The organism is Blastococcus sp. CT_GayMR19, assembly GCF_004570385.1.
Taxonomy (GTDB): domain Bacteria; phylum Actinomycetota; class Actinomycetes; order Mycobacteriales; family Geodermatophilaceae; genus Blastococcus_B.
This window is the reverse complement of record NZ_SPQL01000004.1, coordinates 87,476-100,214: the sequence shown is the minus strand read 5'-3', so window position 1 is coordinate 100,214 and position 12,739 is coordinate 87,476. Positions and strand designations below refer to the sequence as shown.

The window sequence follows — 12,739 nt, the reverse complement described above, 5'->3', positions numbered from 1 at the left end:
CTCACCCCTCCGGGCGAACCATGGAGCCGCCGCTCAAGCGGTCCGCTCGAACCGCCGTTGACGTCCCGGAAGACGCCTGTCTGCTGCCTGCACCCCGGGGAGCGACCTCGCCGGACGTACCGGAGGGGGCGTCCCGGAGGACACACGGATGAAGAGCATGCGGGCCCAGGCTGCCGTCCTGGTCACGGCTGTCGTCGCCGGCTACGCCGGCGCGGCCGCGTTCTCCGCCTGGGGACAGCCGGCCGTGCCGATCGCCACCGGCTTCGGCCCGGACGACGGGCTGACCCGCTACGTGCTCACGGCCACCTCGGGCACCGCCTCCGACGAGCTCCTGGCGGCCCTCGAGAACCTCGACGGCGTGGTCCACGCCCAGCGGCTGAGCGACGGCCGGGCGATGGTGGCCACCGAGGGCCTCGCCCCGCAGCACCTCGAGGCACTGCCCGGCGTCGCGGACGCCGACTTCTCCACCTCGGTGCCCGTGCTCGGCACGGTCAGCGACCCGTACTTCCGGAACTACGGCTACAACCTGGACAACACCGGCGGCAACGCCTACGGGCAGACCGCGGTCGCGGACGCCGACGTCGACGCGCCCGAGGGCTGGGACGGCGGAACCGGCGCGGGCGCGATCGTCGCCGTCGTCGACACCGGATACGACTCCGACCACCCCGAGCTCGCGGGTGCCCTGTGGACCAACCCGCTCGAGTCCTGCGGCTCAGCGGACGGGGCCGACAGCTGGAACAAGGCCGGCGACTGCCACGGCTGGAACTTCGTCACCAACAGCCCGGACGTGGACAACGGCAGCTACGGCACGCACGGCGCGAGCGTCTCCGGCGTCATCGGCGGGCGGGCCGGCAACGGCGCGGGCACCGCCGGCGTGGCTCCCGACGTCACGATCATGCCGCTGGTCATCGGCAGCGGTTCCTCGGTCGACATGAACCTCGGCGCCGAGGCGATCCGCTACGCCGTCGACCACGGCGCCGACGTCATCAACGCCTCCTGGGGCGGTGGCGGCCGGCCCTGGGAACTGGAGAACCTCCGCTCGGCGATCGCCTACGCCGGCGAGCACGGGGTGCTCGTGGTCGCGGCGGCCGGGAACGACTCGCTCAACCGCGACGTCTCGCCCATGTACCCGGCCAGCTTCGCCGAGCCCGCGCTGGTGACCGTCGGCAACTCCGACGCCGCCGACCGGATCAGCCGCAGCTCGGCCTACGGCGCGGCGTCGGTCGACCTGTTCGCCCCCGGCGAGCTCGTCTTCACCACCTGGAACGACGGCACCTACCGCCTCGTCTCGGGCACGTCGATCGCATCTCCGCAGGTCGCGGCGGCGTACGCGCTGTACCGCGCGGCGTGGCCGGAGGCCACGACGGCCGAGCTCCGGCAGGCGCTGCTCGACGACGTCGACCCCGTCGGTGCCTTCGCCGGGAAGTCGGTGACCGGCGGCCGCCTGTCCATCGCCTCGCTGCCCGAGGCCGCCCTGGGCGCGGTCCGTTACACCTTCACGTCCCTGTCCGGGCTCGCCGGCGTCGTCTCGCCGGGGATCACCGCGGCCGGTGAGGACGCCGTCGGCGACTACGCCGTCACCGTGGGCCTCGGCATGGCCCACCAGGGCGAGATCTGGGCCGTCGCGGACAAGGCCATCACGCTCGGGTCCGCGACCGGGACGACGGACGACGCCGGTGAGGTGCAGTTCGATCTCGGCACCGCCGGTTCGCTCTCTGAACTCGCCCTCTCCCCCACGCTCGCGCTCGGCGACGGCCGCTACGTGCTGACCGTCCAGCTGCACCGCGACGGCGCCCCGCTCGGACGCACCTTCGCTGCTCCGCTGCTGGTCGGCTCGCCTCCCGCGGACGGCCCGGACGAGCTCGACGGCTCGGACGGCTCCGGGTCCGACGGCTCCGGGTCCGACGGCTCCGGGTCCGACGGCTCCGGGTCCGACGGTTCCGGGTCCGACGGCTCGGGCGGCTCGGGATCCGACGGCTCCGACGGTTCTGGTCCGGGCGGGTCCGGACCCGGGGACGCCGGCAACCCAGGCTCCGGCGACTCGGGCTCCGGTACGGAAGGCCCGGATGGCTCGGGCCGCTCCGACGGTCCTGGCGACTCCGGCTCGGGGGACGGCGGCGGAGGCGACTCCGGCCCCGACAACGGCTCCGGCGACGGCTCCGGCTCCGGCTCCGGCTCGGACAACGGCCCCGGCTCGGACAACGGCTCCGGCCCGGACAACGGCTCGGGCACCGACAACGGGTCCGGCTCGGACTCCGGCTCGGGCACCGACAGCGGCTCCGGCCCGGACTCCGGCTCGGGCACCGACAGCGGCTCCGGGTCGGACAGCGGTTCGGGCGGCGGCGGTGCCGGCGACGGCGACGCTCCGGACAGCGGTTCCGGCCCCGACGACGGCGGTGAGACCGTCTACCCGGGTGTCGGGCCGTTCGCGATCACCTCGATCAGCCCCACGCGGGTGGACGTTGCCGGCGGAACGCTGGTGACCATCACCGGCAACGCGCTGCCGGTGGACCCGTCCGTGCGGATCGGGGCTGCCGCGGCCGCCTCGGTGGTGCGGTCCACCGCGACCGAGCTGGTGTTCCGGGTGCCGGCTCGCGTCGAAGGCAGCTACGACGTCCACGTCTTCGCTCGCGACGGCCGGCAGTGGACGCTGAGTGGCGCCCTCGCGTACGTCAGTGACGCCGCCGATGGCGGCGACTCGGATGGGGGCGACGACGGTCCCAACGCCCCGAGCGGGGTCGGCGACGGGAACGACGGGACCGGGGACGACTCCGACGGCTCGGACGGTTCCGACGGTTCGGACAGCGACTCCGGGGACTCCGGCGCCTCCGCCGGACCGGTCGTCACGACCGGCCCCAACGGAGAGCGGCTCGTCCGGACGGCGAAGTTCGCCGGCCTGGGGTCGATCTGGTCGATGAACTGCGCGGTGTCCTGCACCGGGGTCGCGCTCTGACCTGACCGCACCGCTCCACCGTGCCCCGTCCGGGTCCGCTCGGACGGGGCACGGCGGCGTCCCGACCCGGTCGGCCCCCGGACCGACGTGCCTCCGCGGACGAGTCGTCCCCGAAAGGCAGCACGAGCCACGAGACTGGCCCGGTGCGAGGAGGCCGAAGGCTCCGGCGACGGGTCGCGTCTGCGGCCTTCCTAGCCCTGGTGGCCACCGGCTGCTCCGGAACGGGATCCGTGCAGCCCGTCCCGGCGGACCCCTACCCCCACCTGCGGGGCCTCCTGCTCGATGAGATCGACCTGGCGCCCCGGGTCGTCGACCTGGGCGAGCCGCTGATGGTCCCGCAGACCGGCCCGGTCTATTCGGTCGAACCCGGGAGCGTCGCGGACCTCCGTGCGCTGGCCGAGCGGTACGCCGGGACGACAGTCACGGAGGGACGCGGCCCGAACTTCAGCCCGGAGCTGACCAGCTTCGACACCGGAGACGGCTGGTTCTTGGCCCCGACCGACTCCCTGGACGGCGAAGCGGGGAACGGCGGCGGCTGGAGTTGGTATGAGGCCGCCTGGCGCAACCAGACGGTCTACCACCCGGTGCCGGTGATCCAAGGGCCGTGCGCTGCGCCCCCGAACGCGCGCACCGAACGGGCGGCGCTGGCGTTCTTCGAGCGGATCGGCGTACCGGTCCGGCTCGATCCGCCGACGAACGACTGCATCGGCGACCTCACCCGGGTCGACGTGTCGGTGCTGGTGGATGACCTCCCGCTGATCGGGCTGAGCGGGATCGCCTGGGTGGACGGCAGCGGCACGGTCGTGGAGGCAGGCGGGCCGCTGCTGCACCTGGAGTCGCTCGGCGACGTCGAACTCGCCCCCGCCACCGAGGTGCTCCGCCGTCTGGTCCACGGACCCGGCCTGGTGCCCGGGGACTGCGTCGCCCCCTGCGCCCTGAGCACCGATGGCGCCACGCTCGGCCTTGCGTACGCGACGAACGGGGGCTGGGGCGGCCACGACCACACGCCCGGTGGCGTCGTCGACGCCCCGGCCGGCCGGCTGCTCGTCCCGGCCGTGCTCGTCCCCGCGGTCGGCGAGTACCCGCAAGGCTCAGATCAAGGGGTGCTGGCGGTCTCGTCGGCGCTGCTGGTCGACGACCCCGCGCAGGCCGGGGCGGCCCGCCGTGCCGACGCGACGTCGACGGACCCCACGGCCGCCGGCCCCGCCTGCGCCTCCGACCCAGCCGCCTGGCCGGTCATCGCGGTCTGCGCGTCGCGGCCGCACCCCGCCGCGGGGAACCCGGTCCTGCTGACCGCCTACGGCGAGCGCTACGAACCGGTCGGCGCCTCCGGCTGCCGGCCCCTGTTCACCCTGGACCCGGGGGACGGCAGCGGCGCCCAGTCCTTCCTGCCCCGGTCGGGCACCCTTCTCACGGCGCGGGTGGCGCACGTCTACGCCGCCCCCGGCACCTACACGGCCGTGGTGCGCTCGGTGTCGCGCTGCTCGTCTCCGGCGCCACCGGGCGGCACGGAGCCGGAGTTCGACGAGTCCGCGCAGACCCTGGTCACCGTGACGGGATAGTCCCCCGGTCAGGCGCCGACGTAGGCCGCCAGGTGCTCGCCGGTGAGGGTGGAGCGCTCGGCGACGAGGTCGGCGGGGGTGCCCTCGAAGACCACCCGGCCACCGTCGTGGCCGGCGCCGGGGCCGAGGTCGAGAATCCAGTCGGCGTGTGCCATGACCGCCTGGTGGTGCTCGATGACGATCACCGACTTGCCCCTGTCGACCAGCCGGTCGAGCAGGCCGAGCAGGTTCTCGACGTCGGCGAGGTGCAGGCCCGTCGTCGGCTCGTCGAGGATGTAGACGTCCCCCTTCTCGGCCATCTGGGTCGCCAGCTTGACCCGCTGCCGTTCGCCGCCGGACAGGGTGGTGAGCGGCTGGCCGAGGGTCAGGTAGCCGAGTCCGACGTCGGCGAGCCGGTCGAGGATCGCGTGGGCGGCCGGCGTGCGGGCCTCGCCGTCGCCGAAGAAGTGCTCGGCCTCGGCCACCGACATCGCGAGCACCTCGGCGATGTTCCGACCGCCGAGCGTGTACTCCAGCACCGACGCCTGGAATCGCTTCCCCTCGCACTCCTCGCAAGGGGATTCCACGGTGGCCATGACGCCCAGCTCGGTGAAGATCACGCCGGCGCCGTTGCACGTGGGGCAGGCGCCCTCGGAGTTGGAGCTGAAGAGCGCCGGCTTCACGCCGTTGGCCTTCGCGAACGCCTTGCGGATCGGCTCCAGCAGTCCGGTGTACGTCGCGGGGTTGCTCCGCCGCGAGCCGCGGATCGCACCCTGGTCGATCACCACCACGCCCTCGCGGCCGGCGACCGAGCCGTGGATCAGGGAGCTCTTGCCGGAGCCGGCGACGCCCGTGAGCACGCAGAGCACGCCGAGCGGGATGTCGACGTCGACGTCCTGCAGGTTGTTCGTCGACGCGCCGCGGACCTCCAGCGAGCGGGACGACGAGCGCACCGCGTCCTTGAGGGTCGCCCGGTCGTCGAGATGACGTCCGGTGATGGTGTCGCTGGCCCGCAGCCCCTCCACCGTGCCCTCGAACACCACCTCGCCACCACCCCTGCCGGCGCCGGGGCCGAGGTCGACGACGTGGTCGCCGATCGCGATCGTCTCGGGCTTGTGCTCGACGACGAGCACGGTGTTGCCCTTGTCCCGCAGCTGCAGCAGCAGGCCGTTCATCCGCTGGATGTCGTGGGGGTGCAGGCCGATCGTGGGCTCGTCGAAGACGTAGGTGACGTCGGTGAGCGACGAGCCGAGGTGGCGGATCATCTTGGTGCGCTGCGCCTCGCCCCCCGACAACGTGCCCGCCGGCCGGTCGAGCGAGAGGTAGCCGAGCCCGATCTCGGCGAACGAGTCGAGGAGGTGCTGCAGCCCGGTGAGGAGCGGGGCCACGGACGGCTCGCGGAGGTCCCGGACCCAGTCGGCGAGGTCGCTGATCTGCATCTCGCAGAGGTCGGCGATGTTCTTGCCCTCGATCTTCGACGACCGCGCCTCCGGGGTGAGCCGGGTGCCGTCGCACTCGGGGCACTTCTGGAACGTGATCGCGCGCTCCACGAAGGCGCGGATGTGGGGCTGCATCGCGTCGACGTCCTTGGCGAGCATCGACTTCTGGATCTTCGGGATGACGCCCTCGTAGGTGAGGTTGATGCCCTCGACCTTGATCTTGGTCGGCTCCTTGTAGAGGAGGTCGTGCATCTCCTTCTTGGTGAACTTCGCGATCGGCTTGTCCATGTCGAAGCCGGCGCCGCTGAAGATCCGGCCGTACCAGCCGTCCATGCTGTAGCCGGGGATCGTCAGCGCACCCTCCCCGAGCGACTTGCTCTCGTCGTACAACGCGGTGAGGTCGAAGTCGGAGACCGAGCCCATGCCCTCGCAGCGCGGACACATGCCGCCCATGTAGACCACGTCGCGCACCACGGCCTTCTCGACCCGGCCGCCGGCCTTCTCCGTGCTCATGACCCCGCTCGCCTTCCGCGTCGGGACGTTGAACGAGAACGCCGTAGGGGGACCGATGTGCGGCGTGCCGAGCCGGCTGAACAGGATCCGGAGCATCGCGTTGGCGTCGGTCGCGGTGCCGACGGTGGAGCGGGGATTGGCGCCCATCCGCTCCTGGTCGACGATGATCGCCGTGGTCAGCCCCTCGAGCCGGTCGACCTCGGGCCGCGACAGCGTCGGCATGAAGCCCTGCACGAAGGCGCTGTAGGTCTCGTTGATCAGCCGCTGCGACTCCGCGGCGATGGTGCCGAAGACCAGCGAGCTCTTGCCCGAGCCGGAGACACCGGTGAACACCGTCAGCCGGCGCTTCGGGATCTCGACGGAAACGTCCTTGAGGTTGTTCACGCGCGCGCCCTGGACGCGGATCAGGTCGTGACTGTCGGCAGCCCGTGTCGCAGGTGCCGTACTCGTGGCCGTGCTCATCGGTTCTCCATCCGTCGGGCGCGGTCGCGGCAACGCAGGCTGTCTACCTGATCGGCGGCGCGCCCGGAGCGGCGCGTCGCCCGTCCGGCTGACGTCAGCGCAGCTCCTGGATGCGGATCAGATTGCCCGCCGGGTCGCGGAACGCGCAGTCGCGGACGCCGTACGGCTGCTCCGTCGGCTCCTGCACGACCTCGGCGCCACCGGCCACCAGCCGCTCGAAGGTGCCGTCGAGGTCCTTGCTGGCCAGGTTGACGCCGAAGTAGCTGCCCTTGGCCATCAGCTCGAGGAGAGTGCGCTTCTCCTCCTCGGTGAGGCCGGGAGTGGCGGTCGGTGGATGCAGGACGACGGCCGTGTCCGGCTGGTCGGCCGGGCCGACGGTGACCCAGCGCATGCCCCCGTAGCCCACGTCCAGGCGGACCTCGAAGCCGAGGACGTCGCGGTAGAAGGCCAGCGAGGCGTCCGGGTCGGTGTGCGGGAGGAAACTCGAGTGAATGGTGATCGTCATGGCCGTCACGCTAGGGACGGCTCGGGGGCGGGCGCTTCTCGATTCCTGACCGGTCTCGTGACCTGTTTCGCCACGCACGAGGGCATCCCCGCCGTCGCGTCCGCGGCCGTCCGGCGGTAGACGCTGGGCGGCACCCCCACCAGCTCGGTGAAGCGCGTGCTGAAGGTGCCCAGTGACGAGCAGCCGACCGCGAAGCACACATCGGTGACGCTGAGGCCCCCGCGGCGCAGCAGCGCCATCGCGCGCTCGATGCGCCGCGTCATCAGATAGGCGTACGGCGACTCGCCGAACGCGGCCCGGAACTCGCGGCTGAGGTGGCCGGCCGACATGTGCGCACCCCGGGCGAGCGCCTCGACGTCGAGCGGCTGCGCGTACTCCCGGTCGATCCGGTCGCGGACGCGGCGCAACCGCGCGAGGTCGCGCAGGTGCTGCTCGGCGGCGGGTCCGCTGGTCACCTGCGGGATCGTGCCACTCGCGCCGGAGGCCGGGACCACCTGCGGGCCTCCCTCGCGCCGTCCCGATCGGCGAGCCGTGTACGCTTTCCGCGGTGCTCGTCCGGTCCCGGCCGTGTTCTGCGAGAACGTTTACGCAGGTCAGAGCGCCACGCGGGTGTAGTTCAATGGTAGAACATCAGCTTCCCAAGCTGACAGTGCGAGTTCGATTCTCGTCACCCGCTCGCCGTTCGACGCGACGAGGCCCAGGTCAGCCGACCTGGGCCTCGTCGCGTTTCCGGTGCTGCACACCGATCAGGAGCCGGCGCGCAGCCGCTCGTCGTGCATCGTGCCCACCCGGGCCAGCAGCACGGTCATCGACTCGGCCGCCATCGGGCGGGCGTAGTGGTAGCCCTGGGCGATGTCGCAGCCGAGCTCGCGGAGCGCGTCGACCTGCTCGGCGAGCTCGACGCCCTCCGCGACGACCGTGAGGCCCAGGTTGTGGCCCAGGTCGATGGCCGTCCGCACCAGCACGAGGTCCTGTGCCGTGGTGGTCATGCCCAGGACGAAGGAACGGTCGATCTTCAGCTCGTCCACCGGCAGCCGCCGGAGGTAGGCCATGGAGCTGTACCCCGTGCCGAAGTCGTCGATCGAGAGGTGGACGCCGAGGTCGCGCAGCCGCTGGAGCACGTCCATGCACCGGGCCGCGTCACCCATGACGGCGCTCTCGGTGACCTCGAGCCGCAGCAGGGCCGCGGGCACCCGGTGCTCGGTGAGCAGCCGCTCGACGAGCTCGGGCAGGTCGGCGTCGAGCAGGCATCGGGTGGACAGGTTGACCGCCACCGGGACGGCGAGCCCCGCCTCCAGCCAGCACCGCTGCTGGGCGAGCGCCAGGTTCAGCACCCGCTCCGTGAGCCGCAGGATGATGCCGGTGCCCTCGGCGACCGGGATGAACTCGCCCGGCGGGATGAGCCCCTGGGTCGGGTGCTGCCAGCGCAGCAGCGCCTCCAGCCCCTCGATCCGCCCGCCGTCCAGGGTGATCTTGGGCTGGTAGTTGAGGAACAGCTCGTCCGCGCCGTCGAGCGCGCGACGGAGGTCGCCGAGGACCGAGAGCCGGACCGGGGTGGTGGCGTGCGCCTCGGGCTGGAACACGACCGCGCCGCCCTTCAGCTCCTTCGCCGCATACATCGCGATGTCGGCGTTGCGGCGCAGTTCCTCGCTGTCGGTGCCGTGCCACGGCGACAGGACGATGCCGATGCTCGCCTCCACGTCGAGGATCACGCCGTCGACGTCGAACGGCTGGTGCAGGGCCTGGCGGAGCCGCTCCGCCACCGCCTCCGCCTCGCCGACGCCGTCCACCGACGGCAGCAGGACGGCGAACTCGTCGCCGCCCAGGCGACCGACGGTGTCCGCGTCCCGCAGGGCGGACCGGAGCCGCGGACCCACCTGGCAGAGGAGCTTGTCCCCGTAGGAGTGCCCGAGGCTGTCGTTGATCTCCTTGAAGCGGTCCAGGTCGATGAGCAGGAGGGCGACCTCCGCGTCGGACCGGCCGGCGGCGGCGAGCCCCTGGTCGAGGCGGTCACGGACCAGGACCCAGTTCGGCAGGCCGGTCAGCGCGTCGTGGGTGGACTGGTGGCGGTCGCGGTCGGCGGAGGCCTGCAACGCCTCGCTCTGCCGGCGCATCCGCCGGGAGGCCGACGCGATCACCCGGAGGACGACGAGGCAGAAGACGGCGAGACTGATCCCCAGGGCGACGGTCATGGTGCGGACGTCGTCGCGCACGGCGGCCGCCACGGGGGCGTACGGGAGGTAGAGCTCGATGGCGCCGCCGGGACGGGCGGCCCCGTCGAACTGCAGCGGGACGTAGACCTCGAGCAACTGGTGCGCCCCGTCCTCGCTGCCGGCGCCGTCGTCGGCGGAGTGCGCGAAACCGGAGACCACGTAGCCGTCGAGGGCGGCGCCCAACTCCCCCGACTGCGAGGTCTCGCCGACCAGTTCGGGGTGCTCGGAGTGGTAGAGGATCGTCCGGTCGGCGCCGAAGACCTTCAGCTCGATCGGATCGAACGCGGCCAGCGGCGTGCCCTCCGTCCCGAACTGGTCGGAGGCGTCGTCGACGGCCTTCTCCACTCCCGCGAGGCGCTCGACGTCGAAGCCGCGGGTGAGATCGGTCCGCGTGAACTGCGGCTGGAGGCCGAGGCGCACCGCCATCAGCGCGGCGTCCTCCGCCTGCTGACGGGCCCGGTCCTCGATGACGGTGGTGAGCACGGAGGAGAGGACGACCCCGACCGCGACGGTCAGCAGCAGGCTGAGCGTCGCGAAGCGCGTCAGCAGGCTGGTGCTGCGCAGCCGGCGGAGAAGCCTCACGGTTCCACCATCGGAACGAAATCGTCCATCTTGAGTCGGGCGAGACTCGACGCGCCTCACTCAGCGAGACGGGGTGACGGACTGTGACGCCCGATGACCTTCGGTGTGCGCGATGCCGGTCCTGCCCTGTATACGGACCGAAATCGGCCGACTGGTTCGGTGGCCGGGTCTTTGGTCCCTGTAGTTGCTCCACCGAGCCCGCGACGATCGAGTCATGAGCGACATCCGGGCGTCCAGGGAGCCCGAGCCGTCACCGGAGACGGAGCCCCGCCCGGTCGTCCCGCCCATGCCCGCTCCACGGGAGTCCGGCGCCCCCGCGCCGCTCCGTCTTCCGCCCCTGCTCCCCCGCCGGCAGAGCCCCTGGCTGATCGTCGAGGTGGACGGCTCGCCGGGCGCGCACCAGGGCCTCGTCTGGGCCCTCCGGGAGGCGGCTCGTCGTGAGGCGACCGTCGTCGCCGTGACGGTTCTCGACGCCCCCGCGGGCGACCCGCTCGAGGGCTCCACCCGGGTCCTGATCCGGGCCCAGCTCGCCGCGCACGACCGCCTGGAGGCGCAGGTCCTGCGGGCGATCGCCGAGACCGGCGTCCACGGCCGCACCCGGACGGCCGTGCTGGACCGGCCGGTGTACGAGGCCCTCACCGCCGCGACCCGCGGCGCGGACCTCGTCGTGGTCGGGCGCCAGGGAAAGAGCCTCCTGCGTCAGGCCGTACCTCGGCCGCCCGCCCGACGGCTGGCGCACGGCGCCTGACCGGCCCGCCACCGTCGTCGCTCCCTCCGTCCTCGACCAGCGGGCACACGCCGGGACCGCTTCCCTCTCCTGGCCGGGACTCCTACCGTCGGGCCGTGACCCCGCCCGACGGCCCCGCCGCTGAGGTAGCCGGCCGTCCCGCGGAGGGGATGCCCGGCGACCTGCCCGTGCTGGCCGCGGCCGTCGTCGCCGTGGCCTCGGTCGGGCACGGCGAGGCGACGCTGCACGACATCGCGCGCGCCGCGGTCCGGCACGTCGATGCCACCTACGGCGCACTCGGCGTGCTCACCCCGGACGGCAGCAAGCTGGACCGGTTCATCGTCGTGGGCATGGACGACGCGGATGCCGAGCGCATCGGCCGGCTGCCGACCGGCCAGGGCATCCTGGGTCTGCTGGTCGACGACCCGACCCCGCTCCGCCTCGACGACCTGGGGCAGCACCCCGCCGCCACCGGTTTCCCGCCGGGACACCCGCCGATGCGGTCCTTCCTCGGCGTCCCGATCCGTGTCGGAGCGACGGTGTTCGGCAACCTCTACCTGACCGAGAAACGGGGCGGCGGCCCGTTCACCGAGGCGGACACCGAGGTGGCGCGGGCCCTGGCCGCCGTGGCCGGCCTGGCCATCACGAATGCGCGGCTGGCCGAGCGCTCCGAGACCCGCCACCGCTGGGGCCAGGCCGGGACGGAGATGGCCACCGCGTTGCTGTCCGGCGCCGATCCCGACGACGTGCTCCGGGCGGTCACCTCCCAGGTCTCGGCGCTCACCACCGCCGACATGGCCGGCGTGCTGTTGCCCAGTGTCGACGGCGACAAGTCGCTGACGATCGTGTCCGCGGTGGGCGCCCTGGCCGACGACTACGAGGGCGTCCGGTTGCCCTTGGACGGGACCTACCTCGGCGCCCTCTACGAGAGCGGCCTACCGCGGGTCATGCAGGACATCAGCACCATGCCCGTGATCGGCCGGCGCGCAGCGGCAGTCGTGGAGCTGACCGCCACCTTCGGCCCGGGGATGATCGCGCCGCTGGGCAGCGGCCCCGACCGGGGTTTCCTCGCGGTGTTGCGGTCCTCGGGCCGCGAGCCGTTCTCCTCCGACGACCTGGACCTGCTCGCCACGTTCGCTGCCCGGGCCTCGATCGTCCTGGAGCTGGCCCGCACGCAGCAGCGCGAGCGCCGGCTCCAGGTGCAGGCCGACCGCGACCGCATCGCCCGGGACCTGCACGACCACGTCGTCCAGCGGATCTTCGCCACGGCGCTGTCCCTCGACCGCCTGAGCCGCGCTCTGCAGCCGGACCACCCGGAGGCGGCCGAGCGGCTGTCCCGCAGCGTCGACGAGCTCGACGGGACGATGGCCGAGATCCGGGCGGCGATCTTCGAGCTGCACCAGGGCGAGGGGCCCGAGCCCGCGACCGTGCGCAGCCAGCTCGCCGACGTGGTCCGCCAGGTCACCGAGGGCCACGACCTCCAGCGCGACGTCCGGTTCCGGGGCTCGGTCGACGACCTCCCCCGGGCGCTCGTGCCGGATCTCGTCGCGGTCGTGCGCGAGCTCGTGACCAACGTCGTGCGGCATGCGGCCGCGTCCCGGGTGACCGTCACGGTCGCCGTCGGGGACCAGGTGACGGTGGCGGTGGCCGACGACGGGACCGGGCTGCCGGAGGTCACCGCGCGCAGCGGGCTCGCCAACCTGGCGGACCGCGCCGAACGGCGCGGCGGCGCGCTCACCACGTTCGCAGGCCCGGCCGGGACGCAGGTCTGCTGGGCCGTGCCGGCCCCCGCAGGCTGAGCGGG

Annotated in this window: 8 protein-coding genes and 1 tRNA gene; 5 read left to right on the top strand and 4 right to left on the bottom strand. The window is 73.0% G+C overall.

Annotated features, from left to right (window positions below; translation table 11 throughout):
- The first annotated feature begins 148 nt into the window (after window positions 1-148).
- Complete coding sequence (locus E4P39_RS07360) at window positions 149-2,953, top strand: S8 family serine peptidase (protein ID WP_135135753.1); 2,805 nt, start codon at window positions 149-151, stop codon at window positions 2,951-2,953.
- 230 nt (window positions 2,954-3,183) lie between these two features.
- Window positions 3,184-4,515, top strand: a complete 1,332-nt coding sequence (locus tag E4P39_RS07355; RefSeq protein ID WP_135135752.1) for a hypothetical protein — start codon at window positions 3,184-3,186, stop codon at window positions 4,513-4,515.
- A gap of 8 nt (window positions 4,516-4,523) precedes the next feature.
- Here E4P39_RS07355 and E4P39_RS07350 read toward each other — a convergent pair whose 3' ends face one another.
- From E4P39_RS07350 to E4P39_RS07340, 3 genes are all read right to left on the bottom strand, one after another.
- Window positions 4,524-6,908, bottom strand: coding sequence for an excinuclease ABC subunit UvrA (locus tag E4P39_RS07350; protein WP_135135751.1), 2,385 nt, complete (start codon window positions 6,906-6,908; stop codon window positions 4,524-4,526).
- A gap of 94 nt (window positions 6,909-7,002) precedes the next feature.
- Window positions 7,003-7,413: a VOC family protein gene (locus E4P39_RS07345; RefSeq protein WP_135135750.1), complete on the bottom strand. Its 411-nt coding sequence runs from the start codon at window positions 7,411-7,413 to the stop codon at window positions 7,003-7,005.
- A gap of 5 nt (window positions 7,414-7,418) precedes the next feature.
- On the bottom strand, window positions 7,419-7,868 hold the full coding sequence (locus E4P39_RS07340) for a helix-turn-helix transcriptional regulator (RefSeq protein WP_135135749.1): 450 nt from the start codon (window positions 7,866-7,868) through the stop codon (window positions 7,419-7,421).
- Window positions 7,869-8,018: 150 nt separating this feature from the next.
- On the opposite strand from E4P39_RS07340, the gene E4P39_RS07335 reads away from it, so the two are divergent.
- Window positions 8,019-8,089: transfer RNA gene (locus tag E4P39_RS07335), tRNA-Gly, on the top strand.
- A gap of 70 nt (window positions 8,090-8,159) precedes the next feature.
- Here E4P39_RS07335 and E4P39_RS07330 read toward each other — a convergent pair.
- Window positions 8,160-10,208, bottom strand: a complete 2,049-nt coding sequence (locus E4P39_RS07330; RefSeq protein ID WP_135135748.1) for an EAL domain-containing protein — start codon at window positions 10,206-10,208, stop codon at window positions 8,160-8,162.
- A gap of 214 nt (window positions 10,209-10,422) precedes the next feature.
- On the opposite strand from E4P39_RS07330, the gene E4P39_RS07325 reads away from it, so the two are divergent.
- Both E4P39_RS07325 and E4P39_RS07320 read left to right on the top strand, forming a co-directional pair.
- The gene (locus E4P39_RS07325; RefSeq protein WP_135135747.1) at window positions 10,423-10,956 is read left to right on the top strand and encodes a universal stress protein; all 534 of its coding nucleotides are present in this window, start codon (window positions 10,423-10,425) and stop codon (window positions 10,954-10,956) included.
- 95 nt (window positions 10,957-11,051) lie between these two features.
- A complete protein-coding gene (locus E4P39_RS07320; protein ID WP_245159696.1) occupies window positions 11,052-12,734 on the top strand; it encodes a GAF domain-containing protein in 1,683 nt (560 codons plus the stop codon).
- The last annotated feature ends 5 nt before the right edge of the window (window positions 12,735-12,739 follow it).

Excerpts from the sequence above, each read along its gene's own strand:
- E4P39_RS07360 (WP_135135753.1), top strand. The coding sequence starts at position 149 with ATGAAGAGCATGCGGGCCCAGGCTGCCGTCCTGGTCACGGCTGTCGTC.
- E4P39_RS07350 (WP_135135751.1), bottom strand. The coding sequence starts at position 6,908 with ATGAGCACGGCCACGAGTACGGCACCTGCGACACGGGCTGCCGACAGT.
- E4P39_RS07345 (WP_135135750.1), bottom strand. The coding sequence starts at position 7,413 with ATGACGATCACCATTCACTCGAGTTTCCTCCCGCACACCGACCCGGAC.
- E4P39_RS07325 (WP_135135747.1), top strand. The coding sequence starts at position 10,423 with ATGAGCGACATCCGGGCGTCCAGGGAGCCCGAGCCGTCACCGGAGACG.